Source organism: Intrasporangium flavum (genome assembly GCF_001956915.1).
GTDB lineage: Bacteria > Actinomycetota > Actinomycetes > Actinomycetales > Dermatophilaceae > Monashia > Monashia flava.
The window spans coordinates 19,522-40,704 of record NZ_MLJO01000010.1 but is presented as its reverse complement, the minus strand read 5'-3'; the positions used below and the strand labels follow the sequence as shown (position 1 = coordinate 40,704).

Below are 21,183 nucleotides of genomic sequence, written 5' to 3'. Positions count from 1 at the left end.
CGGACCGGGCCCGTCGCGCTAGCCCTTGACGCGGTCGCCGCCGACCCACACCCCGGCCACGTGGCCCGGTGTCGCGAGGGCGAACGTCTTGGCCAGGGCGTCCTCGGCGCACGAGGCGTGCCGAAGCCCGACGTCGAGCGGGTCGCCCGCCGGGGGACGCACCCACACGGCGTCGAACTGGCGGCCGACCGACAGGTCGCCGACCTCGTGGTCGAGACCGAGGGCGAGGGCGCCGGCACGGGTTGCGAGGAAGAGCAGGTCGGGGGAGGCGAGCGGCAGCCCCGCCGCGCCGAGCAGCTGCTGCATGAAGTAGGCCTGCAGCCCCTCCTTGAAGAGGGAGAAGCCCGTGCCGGCGCCGACGTCGCACCCGAGGGCCACGCGCACGCCGTGCTCGGCGTGTGACCGCAGCGGGAACAGGCCGCTGCCGAGGGCGGAGTTGCTCGTCGGGCAGTGCGCCACCGAGGCGCCTTGTGCGGCAAGCAGGCCCAGCTCGCGGTCGGTGGCGTGGACGTTGTGCGCCAGCACCGTGCTCGGTCCGACGAGGCCGTGCCGGTCGTAGGTGTCGACGTAGTGCTCGGCCTCGGCGAACAGCCGCGCCACCTCGGCGATCTCGGCCTGGTTCTCGTTGACGTGCGAGGTGAACCACGTGCCGGGCACGTCCTTCATCACCGAGGCGCACGCATCGAGCAGGTCGTCGCTCGCGGAGTAGGAGAAGCGCGGGGTGACGGCGTAGCGGGTGCGCCCCCGGCCGTGCCAGCGTCGGGTCAGCGCCACCGACTCCTCGTAGGTGCGCTCGGGCGTCGAGAGCAACGGCTCGGGCAGGGAGCGGTCGCTGACGACGAGGCCGGCCGTGACGCGCAGGCCCACCCGGTCGACCTCCTCGAAGAGCACGTCGACCGCGCTCGCGAAGTGCGACCCGAAGACGAGCGCCGTCGTCGTGCCGGCGCCCACGAGCCCGCCCACGAACTCCGTGGCGACCTCGCGGGCGTAGCCGACGGACGCGAGACGCGTCTCCTCGGGCAGCGCGCAGCGGTCGAGCCACTCGAGGAGCGGCATGCCGAGAGCGCCGATGGCCCGGACCTGGGGGAAGTGGACGTGCGTGTCGACGAGCCCGGGGAGCACGAGCCCCTCGCGCAGGTCGACGACGTCGTCGTCCGGGTGCGCGGCCCGCAGGTCGGCGACCGGGCCCCGCGCGGTGATGACGCCGTCGACGACCCGGAGCGCGGCGTCCGTCTCGGTGCGCAGGCGCACGCCCGAGGGGCCGCTGGCATCGGGGGTGTCGAGGAACGTCCCGAGGTAGAGGGTCATGCCCGCACCTCCCCGGCCGCGCCGGTGGTGGCATCGGCGGTCGTGCCCGCGGGCCGCGCGGGGGCGGCCTCGGTACGGAAGACCTGGACGAGCCGCGCGGCGACGCTCACGGCGATCGTGGCCGGGTCCTTGCCGGCGATGTCGGGCAGTCCGATCGGCGTCGTGATGCGCGCGAGGGCGGCGGCGTCGTGACCCTCCCGGCGCAGGAGCACCTCGAACCGGCGCCACTTGGCGCTCGACCCGATGAGGCCGATCGACCCGAGGTGGGTGCAGCGCAGCGCCATGTCGCACAGCGCGGCGTCCTCGGCGTGGTCGTGGGTCATGACGAGCACGTGCGTGCCCGGCGGCACCTGGCCGAGCACGACCTCGGGCACGGGAGAGTGGTGCACGTGGACGCGTGCCACGGCGTCGGACAGGCACCTGAGCCGGGCGGGCTCGACGTGCTCGGCGCGGGAGTCGACGAGGTGCAGCTCGACGTCGTGGCGGGCGAGGATGCGGGCCAGCTCGAGGCCGACGTGGCCGACGCCGAAGATCGCGACGGCGGGCACGACGGGCAGCGGCTCGAGCAGGAGGGTCACCTCACCGCCGCAGCACTGCTGCCCGTGCTCGCTGGGCGCCTTGTCGCTGAGCGACATCGCCAGGGTCTCCGGCGCGGTGGCGCCGGTCGTGAGCAGCTCGCGCGCCCGGGCGACCGCGGTGGCCTCGAGGTTGCCGCCGCCGATGGTGTCCCACTCGGCGTCGGCCGTCACGACCATCTTGGCGCCGGCGTCGCGCGGCGCGTGGCCGCGGACCGTCGTCACGGTGACGAGGACGCCGGGCCGACGCTGCTCGCGGAGTGCCTCGACGGCGCGCACCCAGTTCACGGCCGTGCCCCGGCGGTGACGGCGCCGTCGAGGGCGCGCTCGGAATCGGGCTCGAGGGCAGGCGCGCCGGGGTCGGGCTGCTCCGGCTCGACGCCGGCCCCGCCCACGACGAGGTGGGCGTGCGCGGCACGGGCGGAGAGGGTCTCGTCGCCGGACTGGGCGCGGGCGGACTCGACGGCCCAGTAGACGGCCTCGGGGGTCGCGGGGGAGGCGAGGTCGACCGTGGCACCGGCCGGACCGAACGCCGCCGCGGCCTCGCGGAGCGCCTCGCGCACCGAGAAGGCGAGCATGAGCGGGGGCTCGCCGACGGCCTTGGAGCCGTAGACGACGCCGTCCTCGTGGGCGTGCTCGAGCAGCGAGACGTTGAACTCCTGCGGCATCTCGGAGAAGGACGGCAGCTTGTACGTGCTCGCCGCCTGGGTGGCGAGACGACCGCGCGAGGGGCGGTCGGACTCGTCCCAGCGGAGGTCCTCGAGCGTGAGCCAGCCTGCGCCCTGGACGAACCCACCCTCGATCTGCCCGATGTCGACGAGCGGCGAGAGGCTCTCGCCGACGTCGTGGACGATGTCGACCCGGCGCGTCGAGTAGGTGCCGGTGAACCCGTCGACCTCGACCTCGGTGGCGGCCACGCCGTAGGCGAAGTACTTGAAGGGCGAGCCCTGCATCCGCGCGGAGTCCCAGTGCAGCCCCTCGGTGCGGTAGAAGCCAGCGGCCCATAGCTGCACCCGCTGGAAGTACGCCTGCCCCACGAGCTCGTCCCACGGGACCGACTCGCCGGCGTCGCCGAGGCCACGCACGCGACCGTCGACGAAGCGCACGTCGTTGGGGTGCACGCCGAGGCGCCCGGCGGCGACGGCGGTGAGCCGCTCCTTGATCTGCTCGCACGCGTTCTTGACGGCGCCGCCGTTGAGGTCGGCGCCCGAGCTCGCCGCTGTCGCAGACGTGTTCGGCACCTTGTCGGTGCGGGTGGGGGCGAGGCGCACCCTGGCAAGCGGGATGCCGAGCGTCGTGGCCGCGACCTGGAGCATCTTGGTGTGCAGGCCCTGGCCCATCTCGGTGCCGCCGTGGTTGATGAGCACCGAGCCGTCCTTGTAGACGTGCACGAGGGCGCCGGCCTGGTTGAACGCCGTGAGGTTGAACGAGATGCCGAACTTGACCGGTGTCACCGCGAGCGCACGCTTGACGTCGGCGTGGCTCGCGTTGAAGGCGGCGATCTCGGCGCGGCGGCGCTCGACCTCGCCCCGGGTGAGGACGCCGTCCCAGGCGGCGACGATGCGCTCGGGGTGGCGCACCGGCTGGCCGTAGGGCGTCGACTGGCCCTCGACGTAGAAGTTGCGGCGGCGCAGCTCGACCGGGTCGAGACCGAGGAGCGGCGCGCAGCGGCCGAGGAGGTCCTCCATGACGAGCATGCCCTGCGGCCCGCCGAACCCGCGGAAGGCGGTCTGGGAGGTCTTGTTCGTCCTGGCGATGCGGCCGTTGACCCGCACGTCGGGCACCCAGTACGCGTTGTCGATGTGGCACAGGGCGCGCGCGAGGACCGGCTCGGACAGGTCGAGGCTCCAGCCGCCGTCGGCCGTCAGCGTCGCGTCGAGCGCCTGCAGGCGGCCGTCCTCGTCGAAGCCGACGCGCCACTGGGCGTGGAAGCCGTGGCGTTTGCCGGTCATCGTGAGGTCCTGGGTCCGGTTGAGCCGCAGGCGGACCGGGCGTCCGGTGAGGGTGGCGCCCAGCGCGGCGATGGCGGCGAGGCCGTGCGGCTGCATCTCCTTGCCGCCGAAGCCGCCACCCATGCGCAGGCACTGGACGGTCACGGCGTGGCTCGGCAGGCCGAGCACGTGGGCGATGATCTCCTGGGTCTCGCTCGGGTGCTGGGTGCTCGACTGGGCGAAGACCTGGCCGTTCTCGTCGACGAGCGCGAGGGCGCAGTGGGTCTCGAGGTAGAAGTGCTCCTGGCCGGCGAACTCGAACTCGCCGCTGAAGACGTGCGCCGACCGGGTGAGACCCGCCTCGACGTCGCCGCGCTCCATGTGCGGCTGCGCGCCCTGGAAGGCCTCGGCGGCGATCGCCTCGCGCACCGTGACGATCGCGGGGTGCTCCTCGTACTCGACCTCGACGGCCGCTGCACCGAGCCGGGCCGCCTCGAGCGTCTCGCCGAGCACCCAGGCCACCGCGTGGCCGACGAACATGACCTCGGTCGGGAACAGTGGCTCGTCGTGCTTGACGCCCGCGTCGTTGACGCCGGGCACGTCGGCGGCCGTGAGCACGCGCACGACCCCCGGGACGTCGTAGGCCGGCTCGACGCGCATCGCCGTGACCGTGGCGCGGGCGTGCGGCGCCTGGACGGGGTGGGCGTGAAGGCAGCCGGCGGTGCGCCCGACGAGGTCGTCGGTGTAGAGCGCCGCGCCCGTGACGTGCAGGGCGGCCGACTCGTGCGGCAGGGCCTCGCCGACGACGGCGTGCTCGGGGCGGTCGGACAGGGTGCTCATGCCCCCACCTCCTGTCGGGTCGTGGTGGCGGAATGGAGCTTGAGCAGCGCGCTGCCGAGCATGGCGCTGCGGTAGGCCGCGCTCGCGCGGTGGTCGTCCATGGGTGTGCCCTCGCGACGCATGACGGACGCGGCCTCGCGGACGACCTGCTTGGTCCACGGCCGGCCCTCGAGGGCGGCCTCGGTGCCGGTCGCCCGGATCGGCGTCGCGGCGACACCGCCGAGCCCGATGCGGGCCTTGGTCACGAGGCCGTCGTCGACCGTCAGGGCGAAGCCCACCGCGACGCTGCTGATGTCGTCGAAACGGCGCTTGGCGATCTTGTGGAACGCGGCGATCGGGCTGAGCGGCAGTGGGATCCGCACCGCGCGGATGATCTCCCCCGGGCCGCGGACGGTCTGCCGGTAGCCGGTGAAGTAGTCGGCGAGGGGCACCTCGCGCTCGCCGTCGGCGGAGGCGAGCACGACGGCGGCCTCGAGGGCGAGCAGGGCCGGCGGGGTGTCGCCGATGGGGGAGCCGGTGCCGAGGTTGCCGCCGATCGTCGCGCCGTTGCGGATGAGGCGCGAGGCGAACTGCGGGAAGAGCTGGTCGAGGAGCGGCACCCGCCCGGCGAGGCGCGACTCGGCCTCCGAGAGGGTCAGGGCGGCACCGATCTCGACCCACGCGTCGGTGACCTCGAAGGTGCGCAGCTCGGGCACCCGGTCGATGCCGACGACGAACGGGGCGCGTGCACCCTTGAGGTTGACGTCGACGCCCCAGTCGGTGGAGCCCGCGACGAGCACGGCGTCGGGGTGCTCGGCCATCAGCGCGAAGACGTCGGCGGCGTCGGCGGCCCGTGCGTACGACCCGCCGGCAGCCGCGACCCGGGTGGGCACCGGAGCGGGGGCCGGCCGGTCACGACGCTGCGCGAGCGCGTCGTCGCCGGCGGGCTCGCCGAGCGCGTACGCGGCGTCGCGGATCGGGCGGTAGCCGGTACAGCGGCACAGGTTGCCCGAGAGCGCGTGCAGGTCGAAGCCGTTGGGGCCGTGGTCGTGGGAGTCGGGCCCGTCCGTGGGCCCGTCCGTGGGACCGTCCGTGGGACCGTCTGCGCCATGGCCCTCGCACCGCCCGGGCCGGTAGTACTCGGCGGCCATGCTGCACACGAAGCCCGGCGTGCAGTAGCCGCACTGCGAGCCGCCGCGCACCGCCATCTCGTGCTGCACCGGGTGCAGGGAGTCGGGGCTGCCGAGTCCCTCGGCCGTGACGACCTCCTGGCCGTCGAGGGACGCCGCGGGCAGCAGGCACGCGTTGATCGCCGTCCACGTCGTGGTGCCCTCGGTGCCGTCGGTGGCCGGGCGGGCCACGAGGACCGAGCACGCGCCGCACTCGCCCTCGGCGCACCCCTCCTTGGCGCCCGTCAGCCCGGCGGACCGGAGCACGTCGAGCGCGCTCGTCCAGGCCGGGACGCCGGCGAGGTCGACCGGCCGGCCGTTCACCGTGACCGAGGGTGGGACCACCGTGGCGGCACTCGCCGAGCCGGGGGTCGGGGCCGCGGGTGCGGCGGGAGACAGGGACGCCATCGTCAACTCCTCGTGGTGCGTCGTGCACCGTTCGGACCGGCCCGGAGGGGTCGGCCGCATGGTTGGGAGTGAACCGACCCGCTGGTTATCCATGCCGAACAGCGGTCGGGCGCTGCATCGATGGTACGCGCGAGGGCGTGCCAGAGGAAGGGTTCGGACTCCAGTTTTTCCGCGATGTGGACTAAAGGTTCCGATCAGAGGAACTGGCGCGAGAGCTTCGCGTGCCGGTTCACGTCCTTGTAGAGCAGGTAGCGGAACCGGCCCGGACCACCGGCGTAGCAGGCCTGCGGGCAGAAGGCGCGCAGCCACATGAAGTCGCCCGCCTGCACCTCGACCCAGTCGTTGTTGAGCAGGTACATCGCCTTGCCCTCGAGCACGTAGAGCCCGTGCTCCATGACGTGCGTCTCCGGGAAGGGGATGACCCCGCCGGGCTCGAACGTCACGATCGTCACGTGCATGTCGTGACTGACGTCGAGCGGGTCGACGAAGCGCTTCGTCGTCCACGCGCCGTTCGTGTCGGGCATGGGGACCGCGTCGACCTCGCGCTCGTGGGTCACGAACGGCCAGGGCGCGACGATGCCCTCGACGGGCTCGTACGCCTTGCGGATCCAGTGGAAGGTGGCCGGCTCGCCGGCATCCTCCGCGACGTGCAGGCTCCAGCGCACACCGGCCGGCAGGTACGCGTAGCCGCCCGGCTCCATGACGTGCTCGTCGAGGTCGATGCGCAGCCGCAGCGACCCGCTGACGACGAAGAGCACGCCCTCGGCGCCCGGGTCGAGCTCCGGCTTGTCGCTGCCGCCACCGGGGGAGACCTCGACGATGTACTGCGAGAAGGTCTCGGCGAAGCCCGACAGCGGACGCGCGATGATCCACGTGCGGGTGCGTTCCCAGAAGGGCAGGGCGCTCGTGACGATGTCGCGCATCGTGCCGCGCGGCAGCACGGCATACGCCTCGGTGAAGACGGCGCGATCCGTCGTGAGGTCGGTCTGGGCGGGCAGGCCGCCCCTCGGGGCGTAGTAGCGGGGGGTGCTCATGCCTCTCCTCTGCTGATGAGCCGGCCGCGCGGGCCGGCGTCGAGGTCGACGGGGGCGCCGGCGAGCCACGTGCGGCGCACGACGCCGGTCAGGCTGCGGCCCGCGTACGCCGACACGGGGTTGCGGTGCTCCAGCGCGCCGGGGTCGACGACGAACGCCTCGTCGGGGGCGAGCACGGCGAGGTCGGCGTCGGCGCCGACGGCGATGCGTCCCTTGCGCTCCAGCCCGACCTGCCGGGCCGGCGCCTCGGCCATCCAGCGGACGACGACGGGCAGGCCGAGCCCGCGCTCGCGGGCGCCGGTCCACGTGGCGGCCAGGCCGAGCTGGAGGCCGGCGATGCCGCCCCAGGCGGTGCCGAAGTCGCCGCTGTCGAGGGCCTTCAGGTCGGCGGTGCACGGCGAGTGGTCGGTGACGACGAGGTCGATGTCGCCGTCGACGAGACCCTGCCAGAGCCGCTCGCGGTTGGCCGACTCGCGGATCGGCGGGCAGCACTTGAACTCCGTGGCGCCGTCGGGCACGTCCTCGGCCGTGAAGGTGAGGTAGTGCGGGCACGTCTCGACGGTGACGCGCACGCCGTCGGCGCGGGCCGCGTGCACGGCCGGGATCGCGTCGGAGCTCGACAGGTGCAGCACGTGCGCGCGGCCGCCGGTGCGTCGCGCCTCGTCGACCACTTGGGCGATCGCGAGGTTCTCGGCCTCGCGCGGGCGAGAGTGCAGGAAGCCCGCGTACGCGCGCCCGTCGGACGGCGGCGCGTGCTCGATGGTGTGGGCGTCCTCGGCGTGCACGATCATGAGGGCGCCGATGCGACCGGTCTCGGTCATGGCAGCCGCGAACGCGTCGGGCTCGAGCGCCGGGAACTCGTCGACGCCCGAGTGCAGCAGGAAGCACTTGAAGCCGAAGACGCCTGCGGCGTGGAGCGGTTCGAGGTCGGGCACGTTGCCGGGCACCGCCCCGCCCCAGAACCCCACGTCGACCCAGGCCTGGTCGCGGGCGACGTCCTGCTTGGTGCGCAGCGCCTCGACGGTCGTCGTCGGCGGCACCGAGTTGAGCGGCATGTCGATGATCGTCGTGACGCCGCCGCGGGCTGCCGCCCGGGTCGCGCTCGCGAAGCCCTCCCACTCGGTGCGGCCCGGCTCGTTGACGTGGACGTGGGTGTCGACGAGGCCGGGCAGGAGCACCTCGTCGTCGGCCAGCTCGACGACCGAGGTCGCGTCGAGGTCACGGGCCGCGGCGCCGGACGCAGCGGCGTCGAGGGTGGCACCCGTGCGGACGAGCGCGATGCGCCCGTCGCGCAGGCCGACGAGCGCCGCCGTCTCGGCGCCGTCGACGACGGCGCGGGGGGCGCGGATCAGCGTGTCGAGAGCCATGCGGCCGACTCCTTCGTCGTGGTCTCGTGTCCGACCGTATGCCGTGCGGCGGCGATCGGGGAGCGTTGCCGCCCCAGCGCGCCGCCGTCGGCCTCGACGACGTCGCCGTCGCGCAGGTACGGGCGCGGCTCGGCGGCAGCCATCGCGACGCCGGCGGGCGTGCCGGTGATGACGACGTCGCCGGGCTCGAGGGTCATCAGGGTGCTGACGTGGGCGAGGCAGGCCGCCACGTCGTGCACCATGTCGTCGGTCCACCCGTCCTGGCGGCGGACGCCGTTGACCTCGAGGCGGAGCCGGACGCCCGTGCCGTCGGGGGCGGGCATCGCGTCGGGCAGGACGAGCCAGGGCCCGAGCGGGCAGTAGGTGTCGGCGCACTTGCCGGGGGTCCACGTGGCCGCGCCGCCGAGCTGGAGGGTGCGGTCGGTCAGGTCGTCGGCGAGGGCGTACCCCGCGACGGCGTCGAGCGCCTCACCCGGCGACGCGCGTCGCAGCACGCGACCGACGACGACGGCGAGCTCGACCTCGTGGTCGGTGGTCGTGGACCCGTCGAGCAGGCGGACCGTGTCGTCGGGCCCGCACACCGACGTCGAGGCCTTGAGGAAGACGACCGGCTCGGCGGGCTCGACGGCGCCGATCGCGGCCGCGTGGCAGCGGTAGTTGAGGCCGATGCCGACGACCTTCCCCGGGCGCGCGACGGGCGGACCGAACCGGGCCGACGCGCCCTCCGGCACGGGGGAGAGGCGGCCGGCGCGGACGGCGTCGCGGACGACGGACCCGCCGGTGGCGGAGAGCCGCTCGAGGAAGGCGGCGTCGACGTCGTGGGTCAGGGGCGTGAGGTCGAGCAGGGTGCCATCGCGTGCCTCGACGACGGGCAGCTCGCGGCCCGGGGCACCGATGCGTGCGAGCCTCATCGTCCGGCTCCGCCCGCTGCGCCGGCTCCGCCCGCTCCGCCCGCGCCCGCCGTGGCGAGTCGCTCCGCCAGCCGGACGCCGAGGCGCCGCCCGATGCGCTCGAGGGCCGGGCCGGGGTCGGCGAGGGAAGCCTCCTCGGAGCCGGCCTCCTCCGTCGTGGTCAGCACCTCGGCGAATCCGGCGTCCTCGGCGTCGGCCGCGTCGACGAGGCACCGCCCCGCGACAGCGACGACCGGGACGCCGTGCTCGCGGGCCAGACGGGCCACCGCGGTGGGCGCCTTGCCCCGCAGCGACTGTGCGTCGAGCGAGCCCTCCCCGGTGACGACGAGGTCGGCGCCGGCCACGGCCTCGGCTAGGCCGGTCAGCTCGAAGACGAGGTCCGCACCCGGACGCGTGCGCGCGCCGGCCACGGCGAGCAGCCCGAACCCGACGCCACCGGCCGCGCCCGCCCCCGGCACGTCGCGCCGGTCGACGCCGGTGACGGAGGCGACGAGGTCGGCCCAGTGGGCGAGGGCGGCGTCGAGCCGGTCGACCTCACCGGGCGAGGCCCCCTTCTGCGGGCCGTAGACGTGGGCCGCGCCGGCGGGTCCGGTGAGGGGGTTGTCGACGTCGCACGCCACGACGAGGTCGACCTCGCGCAGGTGCGGGTCGAGGCCGCCGGTGACGACCCTCTCGACGCCGGCCAGGGCGGCCCCGCCCTCGGCGACGGGGTGCCCGTCGTGGTCGAGCGTGCGCAGGCCGAGCGCGCGCAGCAGGCCGGCCCCGCCGTCGGTGCAGGCGCTGCCGCCGATGCCGACGACGACGCGTGTGCACCCCGCGGCGAGAGCCGCGGCGACGAGCTCGCCCGTGCCCCGGCTCGTCGCCGTGAGCGGAGCGGGCGTCCCGCCCGGCAGCACGTCGAGGCCGCTGACCGCCGCGAGCTCGACGACCGCGTCACCGCCGCGTCGCGCCCACGCCGTCCCGACCGGCTCTCCCGTCGGGCCGGTGGCCACCGCCGGCACGCGCTCGAAGCCGGCGGCGACCGCGGCCTCGACCGTGCCCTCGCCCCCGTCGGCGACGGGGGCGAGGGTCACCTCGAGACCGGGCACCGCGGCGCGCAGGCCGGCCGCGAGGTGCGTGGCGACCTCGGTGGCGGTGAGCGACCCGCGGAACTTGTCCGGGGCGATGACGACGCGGGGCACGGCGGGTCTCCTCAGTCGAGGTTGGCGTAGAGGGCGGTCGGGGCGTCGAGGTCGCTCGTCGCGAGCTCCTCGAACTCGGTGACACCGGCGATGGAGGTGCCCATCGACACGTTGGTGACGCGCTCGAGGATGACCTCGACGACGACCGGCACCCGGTGCTCGACGAGCAGCTTCTTCGCCTGCTCGAGCGCGGGCAGGATGCCGTCCGGCTCGAAGACCCGGATCGCCTTGCAGCCCAAGCCTTCCGCGACCTTGACGTGGTCGACGCCGTAACCGTTGACCTCGGGCGCGTTGATGTTGTCGAAGGACAGCTGCACGCAGTAGTCCATGTCGAAGCCGCGCTGGGCCTGCCGGATCAGGCCGAGGTAGGCGTTGTTCACGAGCACGTGGATGTAGGGGATGTTGAACTGCGCCCCCACCGCCAGCTCCTCGATCATGAACTGGAAGTCGTAGTCGCCCGAGAGCGCGACGACGGTCGAGTCGGGGTCGGCCGTCGCGACGCCGAGCGCGGCGGGAACGGTCCAGCCGAGGGGCCCGGCCTGTCCGGCGTTGATCCAGTGCCGGGGGCCGTAGACGTGGAGCAGCTGGGCGGCCTGGATCTGCGAGAGCCCGATGGTGCTGACGTAGCGCACGTCCTTGCCGAACGCCGTGTTCATCTCCTGGTAGACCCGCTGCGGCTTGATCGGAACGGCGTCGAAGTTCGTCTTGCGCCACAGCGTGCGCTTGCGCTCGGCGCAGTCGGCCGCCCAGTCGGAGCGGTCGGCGAGGGTGCCGGCGTCGCGACGCTCCCTGACGGCCTGGACGAACAGCTCGAGCGCGGCCTTCGCGTCGGACACGATGCCGTAGTCGGGGGCGAAGACCCGCCCGATCTGCGTCGGCTCGATGTCGACGTGCACGAAGGTGCGTCCGTCGGTGTAGGTCTCGAGGTCGCCGGTGTGGCGGTTGGCCCAGCGGTTGCCGATGCCGAGGACGAAGTCGGACGCCAGGAGCGTCGCGTTGCCGTAGCGGTGGCTCGTCTGCAGGCCGACCATGCCGGCGTTGAGCTCGTGGTCGTCGGGGATGGTGCCCCAGCCCATCAGCGTCGGCACGACGGGGACGCCGGTCAGCTCGGCGAGCTCGACGAGCAGCTCGGACGCGTCGGCGTTGACGATGCCGCCGCCGGCGACGATGAGCGGCCGCTCCGACGCGGCGAGCAGGTCGAGCGCCTTGTCGACCTGGGCCCGGGTGGCGGCCGGCTTGTAGATCGGCAGCGGCTCGTAGGTCTCGACGTCGAACTCGATCTCGGCCATCTGGACGTCGATGGGCAGGTCGATGAGCACGGGGCCCGGACGGCCGGACCGCATGAGGTGGAAGGCCTGCTGGAACGTGCCCGGCACCTGGGCGGGCTCGAGCACCGTGACGGCCATCTTCGTCAGCGGCTTGGCGATCGAGGCGATGTCGACGGCCTGGAAGTCCTCCTTGTGCAGCTTGGCGACGGGCGCCTGGCCGGTGATGCAGAGGATCGGGATCGAGTCGGCGCTGGCCGAGTAGAGGCCGGTGATCATGTCGGTGCCGGCCGGGCCGCTCGTGCCGATGCAGACACCGATGTTGCCGGCCTTCGCGCGGGTCCAGCCCTCGGCCATGTGCGAGGCGCCCTCGACGTGCCGGGCGAGCGTGTGGTGCAGGCCCCCCTGGGTCTGCATCGCCTTGTAGAACGGGTTGATCGCGGCGCCGGGCAGGCCGAAGACGTGGGTGATGCCCTCCTTCTTGAGGATCTCCACCGCGGCCTGCGCTGCAGTCATGCGTGCCATGTTCGTGTCCTTGCGTCGGGCGCCCGTGGCGGGCGCGGAGGTCGGTGGGGTCAGGGGGTGGGCTGCCCGGACAGGCGCTGGACGCCGCGGAGCAGGCCGGAGTGGTCGAGGCCGCCGTCGCCGTTGGCGCGGGCCGCGGCCATGAGCGTCGCGACGAGGTTGCCGAGGGGGAGCACGACGCCGGCCTCGCGGGCGGCGGAGCCGACGATGCCCATGTCCTTGTGGTGCAGGTCGATCCGGAAGCCGGGGGCGAACGACTCGTCGAGCATGTTGCCGCGCTTCTGGTCGAGCACCTTGGAGCCGGCGAGCCCGCCTCCGAGCACGGTGAGAGCCGCGTCGAGGTCGACGCCGTAGGCCTTGAGGAAGACGACGGCCTCGGCCAGCGCCTCGATGTTCGCCGCGACGATGAGCTGGTTCGCAGCCTTGACGGTCTGGCCGGCCCCGTTGCCGCCGACGTGGACGACCGTGCCGCCGACGGTGTCCAGGATCGGCTGCGCCTCGGCGAAGTCCGCCGCCGCGCCACCGACCATGATCGAGAGCGTCGCGTTGACGGCGCCGGCCTCGCCGCCGGAGACGGGGGCGTCGAGGAGCCGGAAGCCCTTCGCCCCGGCCTCCTTCGCGAGCGCGGCCGTCACGTCGGGGCGGATCGAGGAGAAGTCGATGACGAGCGTGCCGGGCTGGGCGTTGGCGAAGACGCCGTCGTCGCCGAGGAGCACGGCCTCGACGTCGGGGGAGTCGGGGACCATGACGGCGACGACGTCGGCGGCCTTGACCGCCTCGGCGATCGAGCTGCCGGCGCGTCCGCCGGCGGCCTCGAGGGGGCCGTAGCGGTCGGGGGTGAGGTTGAAGCCGATGACCTCGTGACCCGCCTGGGCGAGGTGCACGGACATCGGGCTGCCCATGATGCCGAGGCCGATGAAGGCGATGGTGGACATGGCGGTCTCCTTCGAGGTGGGGGCGTGCGTCTGGGGTGGTGGTGCCGGCGGGTGTTCGGCGGGTGTCAGGCGGTGCGTGACGTGGCGGGGAGCCCGAGCCCGGCGAGGCTCTCGAGGGTCGTCGTCAGCGGCTTGTACTCGAGGCCGACGAACCCGTCGTAGCCGGTGGCCGCGACCCGGCCGAGGAGGCCCTCGAGGTCGAGCCGCCCCGAACCGGGCTCGCCCCGGCCGGGCCAGTCGGCCACCTGCACGTGGGCGACCCGGTCGCCGAACGCGGCGATGGCGCCCTCGGGGTCGTCGCCGTTGTTCGCGAGGTGGAAGAGGTCGAGGAGGAGCCCGACGTTCGCGTGGCCCGCGGCGCGGACGTCATCGACGACGGCCACGGCGTCGGACGCGGTGCGGAGCGGGTAGGGCTTGGGCCCGCTCACCGGCTCGACGAGCACGGTGGCGCCGATGCGACGCGCGGCGTCGGCGGCGAGGCCGATGTTCTCGCGGCCCCGGGCGTCCTGCTCCTCGGGGCGGGCCTCCTCGACGCGGTTGCCGAAGAGGGCGTTGAACGCGCGCGTGCCGAGCCGCTCGCCGATGCCGACGGTCAGGTCGACGTTGTCGCGGAACTGCTGCGAGCGCGAGGGGATCGAGAGCACGCCGCAGTCGGGCCCGGCGAGGTCGCCGGCGAAGAAGTTGAGCCCGGCCAGGTGCACCCCGGCGTCCTGGACCGCGGAGACGAACGCGTCGACGTCCCGGTCGGCAGGCACCGGCTGGTCGGGCCACGGCCACCAGAACTCGATCGTGTCGAAGCCCGCGGCGTGCGCGGCTGCAGGGCGCTCGAGCAGCGGCAGCTCGGTGAAGAGCATGGAGCAGTTCGCCAGGTAGCGGAGGCCGTGGTGGTGGGTCAGCGTCGACATCGTTCACTCTTCCGAATCGTGGAAAACATATTCCGTTCTGCAAAACTGTAGGCAGAGGGGGTGTCCGGGTCAAGGACCGACGGCGACCGTCTCGCCGATTGGTCCTCCCGGACGGTGGAGCTGCCGCGGGGCGAAGGACGCAGGGCCCCAACGGATTCCGTCGGGGCCCTGCGTCTCTTTCTGGGCGGGCCGTGCGGCCCCGGAGTCAGGCGAGGACGCCGGCGCGCTCGAGCAGCCCGGTGCTCGCCGACCGCAGCGCCCGGCCCAGCGACTCCTCGTCGACGGCGACGAGGCGGTCGTCGGAGACCACCGGTCGGCCGCCGACGAGCAGCAGCGCGAGGGGTGGCCGGTCGCCGAGCACGAGCCCCGCCACGGGGTCGACGATGTCGCCGTGGGCGAGGCCGTCGACCCTCCACAGTGCGACGTCGGCGAGCTTGCCCGGCTCGAGCGAGCCGATCTGGTCGTCCCAGCCGAGCACGCGCGCCCCGCCGATCGTCGCCACCTCGAGGGCGTCCCGGACGGTGAGCGCGGTCGGGCCGCCGACCGCGCGGGCGAGCAGCAGGGCGTGCCGTGCCTCCTCGAGCATCGAGGAGGCCTCGTTCGACGCCGGGCCGTCGACGCCGAGGCCGACGGGCACCCCGGCGTCGCGCAGCGCCCTGGCGCGGGCGATCCCCGCGCCGAGACGCGCGTTCGACGACGGGCAGTGGGCCACGCCGCTGCCGGTGCGGGCCAACGTCGCGATCGCCGGGTCGTCGAAGTGGATGCCGTGGGCGAACCAGACGTCGTCGCCGAGCCAGCCCACCGACGCCATGTACTCGACCGGGGTCATCCCGAATCGTTCACGGCAGTAGGCGGCCTCGTCGGTCGTCTCGGCCAGGTGCGTGTGCAGCCGCACGCCGCGGCCCCGGGCCAGGGCGGCCGACTCGCGGAGCAGGTCGCCCGTCACGGAGAAGGGCGAGCACGGCGCGAGGCCGACCCGCACCGTCGCATCGGGCGACGGGTCGTGGTGCCGGTCGATGGCCTCGACGCTCGCGGCGAGGATGTCGTCGATCTCCTCGACGACGTGGTCGGGTGGCAGGCCGCCCCGGGAGCGGCCGAGGTCCATCGACCCCCGGGTGGCGAGGAAGCGCACCCCGACCTCGCGGGCCGCCGCGACCTCGGCGCCCAGCAGGTCGCCGCCGCCGTGCGGGAAGACGTAGTGGTGGTCCATCGAGGTCGTGCAGCCGGTGCGGGCCAGCCAGCCCAGACCGGCAGCGGCCGCCGCGTGGGTCGTGTCCTCGTCGATGCCGCCCCACACCGGGTAGAGCGTCGTCAGCCACTCGAACAGCGTCGAGTCGCAGGCGAGCCCACGCGTCGCCCACTGGTAGAGGTGGTTGTGCGTGTCGACGAGCCCCGGCGTCGCGACGCAGGCGCGCGCGTCGACGACGCGCACGTCACGCCCCACGTCGTCGGGCCCGGGGACGTACCGCCCCGACCCCACCGCCGTGATCCGGGTGCCGTCGACGACGACGTGGCCCGTCGCGTGCTCGGAGCGTGCGGCATCCATCGTCACGACGGTGCAGCCGTCGAGGACGAGTCGCTCGCCCACGGTCAGCTGCCGCGGTAGGTGGAGTAGCCGAACGGGTTGAGCAGCAGGGGCACGTGGTAGTGCTGCCCCGCGTCGGCGACCGTGAAGGCGATCGTCACCTCGGGGTAGAAGCCCGTCGTGCCGGACGCCGCGAAGTACGTCGCCGTGTCGAAGCGGAGGGTGTAGTCGCCCGCGTCGAGCCGCTCCGGCCCGAGGCTGCCCACCCGACCGTCGGCATCGGTGCGGCCCTCGCCGACGAGCGAGCCGTCGGCAGAACGGAGCTCGACGGGCACGCCCTCGGCCGGCCGTCCCGCGCTGGTGTCGAGCACGTGCGTGCTGAGGGTGCCCATCACAGGAGTCCTTCCAGTCGCAGCAGCGCGATCTGGCGCAGCTGGTCGACGGTCTCGGCGCGCTCGGCGTCGTCGTCGTTGTCGAGCCGGCGCCGCAGCTCGGCGAGGATCTCGGCGGCCGAGCGCCCGGCGGCCCGGATGAGGAAGACGCGGTCGAAGCGCTCCTCGTAGGCCGCGTTCCCGGCCCGCAGCGCCCGGGCGACCTCCGCGTCGTTCGTGTCGACGCCCGACTGCTCCTTCGCCGACCGGGCGGCGTCGTGCTCGGGCGCGCTGGCCCGCTCACCGATGCGCGGGTGCCCGGCCAGGGCTGAGGCGAGCTCGGTGTCGTCGAGCTCGCGGGCCGCCAGGTCGGCTGCCCCGAGGAGGGCCTCGCGGTCGGCGTAGGGCCGGCCGCGAAGCACCTCCTCGACCCAGCGGTCGACGCCGAGGCACGCGTGCAGGCGCGGCCGCAGCTCGTCGGCGGGTGCGGCGTCGAACGCCGCCACCCCCTCCTCGGGGCGTGCGTGCCCCACGTCCGTCTGCCCGCTCATGCCATCTGGTCCACGTCGACGATGCGCTGCCGGGCGCTGTGCACCGGGTTCGCGTCGGCGACGAGGTCGTCGAAGCGGTAGGCGGCGATCTTGCTGATCTCGACGAGCGCGGAGGCGTGCTCCTGGCTGGGCGAGTTGTTGAGGCGCTCCCAGCCGTGGCGAAGCACCTGCGCGTACGAGTCGCGGTCGCGGACGCACGTCACGAGCGGGAAGCCGAAGCGGTCGCGGTACTGCGACGTGAGGTCGAACAGCTCGTCGTGGCTCTTCTCGTCGAGGCGGGTGAGCCCGAGGGCGGCCTGGTCCTTCAGCGACAGCTCGCCCTCGTCGCCGCCGGCCACGCTCTCGGCCCCGAGCTCGGGGTAGGAGTCGATGAGCCGGCGCTGCTCCTCGGGGGTCGCGGTGAAGAGCGCCTCCTGGAAGGCCTGCCGCAGGTCGTTGGTGTCGCTGAACGGCCGCTGGTCGTAGGCCCGCTCGACGACCCAGCTGGGTCCCTGGAAGAGGGTGTGGAAGGTCTCGACGAACTGCTCGCGCGACATCTCGTTGACCTCGGTGAGCCGGATGAGGTTGCCCGGCGTACCCGCCACGGCCGGGCCGCGGCGCCGGCCCACGTGGTGGAAGACGACGTTGAGCAGGATCGCGGTGATGCTGCCGAGGGTGATGCCGGACCCGAGGATGATCTGGGCCCACTCCGGCACGGCCTTGGAGACGTCGGGCTGGGCCGTGACGTACATGGCCAGGCCCACGCTCGTGCCGACGATGACGACGTTGCGGTGGTCGTGGAAGTCGACCCGGGTCAGCGTCTGGATGCCGACGACGGCGACGGTCGCGAACATCGCGAGGGCCGCACCGCCGAGGACCGGGTGCGGGATCCCGGCCACGATCGCGCCCGCCTTGGGGATGAGCCCGATGACGATCATGATGAGGCCGGCCATGGCGACGACGTAGCGGCTCTTGACCCGGGTGAGGCGCACGAGCCCGACGTTCTCGGCGAAGCACGTGTACGGGAACGAGTTGAGGATGCCGCCGAGGGTGGTGGCCACGCCGTCGGCTCGCAGGGCCCGCGCGATGTCCTCGCGCTCGATGCGCTTCTCGACGATCTCGCCGGTGGCGAAGACGTCGCCGGTGGTCTCGACCGCGGTGATGAGCATGACGACGACCATGGAGACGATGGCGGCGAACGAGAACTTGGGGATGCCGAAGAAGAACGGTGTGGTGACCCCGAACCAGCTCGACTGCCCGACCGCGTCGAAGTGGGCGTCGCCGAGCAGCCAGGCCGCGAGCGTGCCGGCGACGAGGCCGACGAGCACCGCGACCGTGGCCATGAAGCCCTTGAAGACGCGCTGGATCACGACGATGAGCGCGAGGGTGCCGAGCGCGTAGGCCATGTTGCGACCGCTCGTCGGGTCGCCGTCGGGGCCGGCTCCGCCCACCGCGTCGGCCGCCGCGACCGGCAGCAGCGCGATGCCGATGATGAGGATGACCGAGCCGGTGACGACCGGCGGGAAGAACCGGATGAGGCGGCTGAAGTACGGCGCGAGGAAGAAGGTGAACAGTCCTGCGACGATGACCGCCCCGTAGATGACGAGCAGGCCCTCGGTGCCGCCGCCCGCGGCGAGGCCGATGGCGATCATCGGCGAGACGGCGGTGAAGGTGACGCCCTGCAGCAGCGGCAGGCGCACGCCGACCTTCCAGAAGCCGATCGACTGGATGATCGAGGCGATGCCGCACGTGAAGAGGTCGGCGTTGATGAGGTGGATCAGCTCCTCGGTGCTCAGGTGGATGGCACCGGCGAGGAGGATCGGCACGATGACGGCGCCGGCGTAGAAGGCGAGCACGTGCTGGAAGCCGTAGACGAACAGGCGCGGTGCGGGCAGCACCTCGTCGACGGGGTGGCGGGACCTGCGGGGACGCTCGGTCGTGGTGGGGGCGCTCACGGCGGGTCCTCAGCAGAAGCCCGGCGTCGCGAGCCAGGCCTCCGGTGCGGCCGCCACGTCGTCGCGCAGGACCGAGGCCTCGATCAGGCCGTACGGGCGGTCGGCGGCGATGAAGACCTCGCCGTGGTTCTCGACGTCCGGGAAGCGGGAGAAGTCGACGAGGAAGTGGTGCTTGTTCGGCGCCGAGAAGCGGATCTCGGCGATGTCGGGGTGGCGTTCGAGGACGGCCTGGCCCATGGCGTGCAGGGTCTCCTGGAGGGCGCGGCTGTAGGTCGTCGCGAAGAGCTCGAGGAGGGTGTCGCGCACGCTGTCGTAGGTCTTGTTCCAGTCGACGTCGGTGCTCGTGTGCCGCCAGCGCGCGACGAGCGAGGTGGCGAGGATTCGGTCGTCGGCCTCGGCGAGCGTCGTGTACTCGTCCTTGAGGTAGCCCTTGAACTCCGAGCCGGTCGACTTGAGCACGACGAGGTCCTTGAGCCCCGAGATGACGTGGGGGGTGGCCTCCTGGCCCTCGGCCCCGCGCTCGAGCGTGACGACCGCCGTGCGGACGTCGCCGCCGCGCCGGACGAACGCGTGGTCGTGGCCGGCCCCACCGACCGGGATGCGGTCCCAGGCGTACTGCTCGACCTCGATGCGGGCGGCGGTGGCGGCGGGGGCGGCGTCGAGGAAGCGCTGGGCGAGGGCCAGGGCGTAGCCCTCGGGGGAGGCGACGCCGTGCTTCTTGGCCCAGGCGAACGCCGTGTTCTTCTGGGTGTCGGTCGGCAGGATCTTCGACTGGTCACCGGTGACGTGGGCGTCGTCGAAATCGCCGCGCAGCGACGTCGAGACGTTGAGGTCGGTGATCTCGTGGCGTGCCGTGTCGCGCGTGATGCGGACGACGCGGTTCTCTGCCTTGCCGTACTGGTTCGGGCCCAGAACGATGCTCATGGTTCAACTCCGTTGTCGAGGTGTGGCGGTTCTGTCGCGACGCTGCCTTCCCAACAGGGTGCCGTTGTCGTCGTCGCGATGGGGCGAAGATCGAGCCCAGTCTCAATTTCCGTTATGTGGAAGTGCGTTATCGAATAATGGAAGGCTAGGCATCGGTGCGACAGGCGTCAACCATGTCGGCGCATCCGTCTCGCGACCCGGTCACCGGGGCCCTGGCCTGGGCTCAGGTGTGGGCTCAGGCGCGCCGGGCCAGCCGCTCGAGGTCCTCCCGGGACGCGCTGCACCGCTCGACGGCGTCCGCGACGTCGACCGCGCCGCAGTCGACCCCGCGCAGCACGAAGTCGGCCAGCGCCCGGGCCGTGGCCGGCTCGTCCATGAAGGCGGAGTCGCGCTGGCCGAGGTAGTCGGCGAGACGGGTGGCCGCCCGGTCGAAACTGTCGCGGTAGAAGGCGAACGTCGCCGCGTAGCGTGACGGGAGCTGGGCCGGGTGCAGGTCCCAGCCCTGGTAGTAGCCGCGGGCCAGCGAGCGGCTGACGAGGCGGTGGTGCAGCGACCAGGCGGCGGCGACGGCCTCGGACGTGCCCACCGGCAGGACGTTCGTCGACCCGTCCGACAGGCGCACCCCGGTCTCGGCGGCGGCCACCTGCATCACGGCCTTCGCGTGGTCGGCGACCGGGTGGTCCATGGCCTGGTGCTCGGCGGCGATGCCGAGGGAGGCGGAGTAGTCGTACGTGCCGTAGTGCAGGCCGGTGCACCGGCCGCCCGACGCGTGCACCATCCGGGCCACGAGCGCGGTGCCGTCGGGGCCGAGCACGGCCTGCGGCGTCTCCACCTGGATCTCGAACCCGATGGGGCGCTCGAGCCCCAGGGAGTGCTCGATGCGCTCGCACGCGACCACCATCGCCTCGACCTGGGCGACGCTGGTCACCTTGGGCAGCGTGACGACGAAGCCGTCCGGGAGGGGGCCGCCCGCGCTCAGGCGGTGCAGGAACCGGACGAGGGTGCGCACGCCCCGGCCGCGGGTCGGCGCCTCGAAGGACTTGAACCGGATGCCGCTGAACGGTGGTGCCGAGCCGTCCGCGACGCTCTCGCGCAGCAGGTCGGCTGCCCGGTCGACGGCCTCGTCCTCCTCGGCGTCGGGGCGCGGTCCGAAGCCGTCCTCGAAGTCGATGCGGAGGTCCTCGACGGGTTCGGTGGCGAGCTTGCGGCGCACGGCGTCGACGATGGCGGGGTCGCCGGCCAACGCGTCGAAGGTGGCCCGCTCGGCGTCGACCGCCGCCAGCGCCGTCTCACCCCACGACGCCGTCAGCCCGGCCTCGAGGCGGTGGGCCGGGACGTAGACCGTGTGGACCGGCTGGCGGCCGGCGCGGGGGCCGGGGAAGTCGCGCGCCAGGGCGGCGTCGGCCTCGCGCAGCAGCCCGTCGAGCTCGGTCGTCAGCTGTGACGTGAGCTCGGTCGTCGGCGTGCTCGTCGGCTCGGTGGGGGCGTCGTGGACGGTCATGGCGGCTGCTCCTTCGCAGATTTCTGTCTGCTGGATACTAACTT

Annotated in this window: 17 protein-coding genes; all 17 read right to left on the bottom strand. The window is 73.4% G+C overall.

Annotation, left to right across the window (positions count from 1 at the left end; genetic code table 11):
• Nucleotides 1–18: 18 nt before the first annotated feature.
• The 17 genes from guaD to BIV28_RS07595 all read right to left on the bottom strand — a co-directional run bounded on the left by guaD (nt 19) and on the right by BIV28_RS07595 (nt 21,139).
• Nucleotides 19–1,308 (bottom strand): guanine deaminase, encoded by a 1,290-nt coding sequence (gene guaD, locus BIV28_RS07675; RefSeq protein WP_076260727.1) that lies wholly within the window; start codon nt 1,306–1,308, stop codon nt 19–21.
• Nucleotides 1,305–2,171, bottom strand: coding sequence for a xanthine dehydrogenase accessory protein XdhC (gene xdhC, locus BIV28_RS07670; RefSeq protein WP_076260725.1), 867 nt, complete (start codon nt 2,169–2,171; stop codon nt 1,305–1,307). The genes guaD and xdhC overlap by 4 nt, the downstream gene beginning before the upstream one ends.
• Entirely contained in the window at nt 2,168–4,654 is a 2,487-nt protein-coding gene (gene xdhB / locus BIV28_RS07665; protein WP_076260724.1) for a xanthine dehydrogenase molybdopterin binding subunit, read from the bottom strand. The genes xdhC and xdhB overlap by 4 nt, the downstream gene beginning before the upstream one ends.
• Nucleotides 4,651–6,210: a xanthine dehydrogenase small subunit gene (locus tag BIV28_RS07660; RefSeq protein ID WP_083707137.1), complete on the bottom strand. Its 1,560-nt coding sequence runs from the start codon at nt 6,208–6,210 to the stop codon at nt 4,651–4,653. Before BIV28_RS07660 ends, xdhB begins: the two co-directional genes overlap by 4 nt.
• A gap of 194 nt (nt 6,211–6,404) precedes the next feature.
• Complete coding sequence (locus tag BIV28_RS07655; RefSeq protein WP_076260722.1) at nt 6,405–7,244, bottom strand: bifunctional allantoicase/(S)-ureidoglycine aminohydrolase; 840 nt, start codon at nt 7,242–7,244, stop codon at nt 6,405–6,407.
• On the bottom strand, nt 7,241–8,611 hold the full coding sequence (gene allB / locus BIV28_RS07650) for an allantoinase AllB (protein WP_076260720.1): 1,371 nt from the start codon (nt 8,609–8,611) through the stop codon (nt 7,241–7,243). The genes BIV28_RS07655 and allB overlap by 4 nt, the downstream gene beginning before the upstream one ends.
• Nucleotides 8,593–9,522, bottom strand: coding sequence for a fumarylacetoacetate hydrolase family protein (locus BIV28_RS07645; RefSeq protein WP_076260718.1), 930 nt, complete (start codon nt 9,520–9,522; stop codon nt 8,593–8,595). Before BIV28_RS07645 ends, allB begins: the two co-directional genes overlap by 19 nt.
• Nucleotides 9,519–10,703 carry a glycerate kinase gene (locus BIV28_RS07640; RefSeq protein WP_076260717.1) on the bottom strand — a complete coding sequence of 395 codons (1,185 nt, stop codon included), beginning with the start codon at nt 10,701–10,703 and terminating at the stop codon, nt 9,519–9,521. The genes BIV28_RS07645 and BIV28_RS07640 overlap by 4 nt, the downstream gene beginning before the upstream one ends.
• Nucleotides 10,704–10,714: 11 nt before the next feature.
• Complete coding sequence (gene gcl, locus BIV28_RS07635; protein WP_479723840.1) at nt 10,715–12,484, bottom strand: glyoxylate carboligase; 1,770 nt, start codon at nt 12,482–12,484, stop codon at nt 10,715–10,717.
• 59 nt (nt 12,485–12,543) lie between these two features.
• Nucleotides 12,544–13,497: a 2-hydroxy-3-oxopropionate reductase gene (locus BIV28_RS07630; RefSeq protein ID WP_341350211.1), complete on the bottom strand. Its 954-nt coding sequence runs from the start codon at nt 13,495–13,497 to the stop codon at nt 12,544–12,546.
• Nucleotides 13,494–14,333 (bottom strand): hydroxypyruvate isomerase family protein, encoded by an 840-nt coding sequence (locus BIV28_RS07625; protein ID WP_076260712.1) that lies wholly within the window; start codon nt 14,331–14,333, stop codon nt 13,494–13,496. The genes BIV28_RS07630 and BIV28_RS07625 overlap by 4 nt, the downstream gene beginning before the upstream one ends.
• Nucleotides 14,334–14,538: 205 nt before the next feature.
• Nucleotides 14,539–15,921: an 8-oxoguanine deaminase gene (locus BIV28_RS07620; protein WP_207555840.1), complete on the bottom strand. Its 1,383-nt coding sequence runs from the start codon at nt 15,919–15,921 to the stop codon at nt 14,539–14,541.
• 2 nt (nt 15,922–15,923) lie between these two features.
• The gene (gene uraH, locus BIV28_RS07615; RefSeq protein WP_076260710.1) at nt 15,924–16,250 is read right to left on the bottom strand and encodes a hydroxyisourate hydrolase; all 327 of its coding nucleotides are present in this window, start codon (nt 16,248–16,250) and stop codon (nt 15,924–15,926) included.
• The gene (uraD, locus tag BIV28_RS07610) at nt 16,250–16,780 is read right to left on the bottom strand and encodes a 2-oxo-4-hydroxy-4-carboxy-5-ureidoimidazoline decarboxylase (RefSeq protein ID WP_076260708.1); all 531 of its coding nucleotides are present in this window, start codon (nt 16,778–16,780) and stop codon (nt 16,250–16,252) included. The genes uraH and uraD (BIV28_RS07610) overlap by 1 nt, the downstream gene beginning before the upstream one ends.
• On the bottom strand, nt 16,777–18,714 hold the full coding sequence (uraD, locus tag BIV28_RS07605; RefSeq protein WP_076260706.1) for a 2-oxo-4-hydroxy-4-carboxy-5-ureidoimidazoline decarboxylase: 1,938 nt from the start codon (nt 18,712–18,714) through the stop codon (nt 16,777–16,779). The genes uraD (BIV28_RS07610) and uraD (BIV28_RS07605) overlap by 4 nt, the downstream gene beginning before the upstream one ends.
• Nucleotides 18,715–18,723: 9 nt before the next feature.
• Nucleotides 18,724–19,638, bottom strand: coding sequence for a factor-independent urate hydroxylase (gene pucL, locus BIV28_RS07600; RefSeq protein WP_076260704.1), 915 nt, complete (start codon nt 19,636–19,638; stop codon nt 18,724–18,726).
• A 235-nt stretch (nt 19,639–19,873) separates the two neighbouring features.
• A complete protein-coding gene (locus tag BIV28_RS07595; protein WP_207555839.1) occupies nt 19,874–21,139 on the bottom strand; it encodes a DUF6986 family protein in 1,266 nt (421 codons plus the stop codon).
• Between the last annotated feature and the right edge of the window lie 44 nt (nt 21,140–21,183).

Bases quoted from the DNA above. Each gene is read 5' to 3' on its own strand.
- uraH (WP_076260710.1), bottom strand. From the start codon at position 16,250: ATGGGCACCCTCAGCACGCACGTGCTCGACACCAGCGCGGGACGGCCG.
- BIV28_RS07645 (WP_076260718.1), bottom strand. From the start codon at position 9,522: ATGAGGCTCGCACGCATCGGTGCCCCGGGCCGCGAGCTGCCCGTCGTC.
- BIV28_RS07595 (WP_207555839.1), bottom strand. From the start codon at position 21,139: ATGACCGTCCACGACGCCCCCACCGAGCCGACGAGCACGCCGACGACC.
- allB (WP_076260720.1), bottom strand. From the start codon at position 8,611: ATGGCTCTCGACACGCTGATCCGCGCCCCCCGCGCCGTCGTCGACGGC.
- BIV28_RS07655 (WP_076260722.1), bottom strand. From the start codon at position 7,244: ATGAGCACCCCCCGCTACTACGCCCCGAGGGGCGGCCTGCCCGCCCAG.
- guaD (WP_076260727.1), bottom strand. From the start codon at position 1,308: ATGACCCTCTACCTCGGGACGTTCCTCGACACCCCCGATGCCAGCGGC.
- xdhB (WP_076260724.1), bottom strand. From the start codon at position 4,654: ATGAGCACCCTGTCCGACCGCCCCGAGCACGCCGTCGTCGGCGAGGCC.
- BIV28_RS07660 (WP_083707137.1), bottom strand. From the start codon at position 6,210: ATGGCGTCCCTGTCTCCCGCCGCACCCGCGGCCCCGACCCCCGGCTCG.
- uraD (WP_076260708.1), bottom strand. From the start codon at position 16,780: ATGAGCGGGCAGACGGACGTGGGGCACGCACGCCCCGAGGAGGGGGTG.
- BIV28_RS07625 (WP_076260712.1), bottom strand. From the start codon at position 14,333: ATGTCGACGCTGACCCACCACCACGGCCTCCGCTACCTGGCGAACTGC.
- gcl (WP_479723840.1), bottom strand. From the start codon at position 12,484: ATGACTGCAGCGCAGGCCGCGGTGGAGATCCTCAAGAAGGAGGGCATC.
- pucL (WP_076260704.1), bottom strand. From the start codon at position 19,638: ATGAGCATCGTTCTGGGCCCGAACCAGTACGGCAAGGCAGAGAACCGC.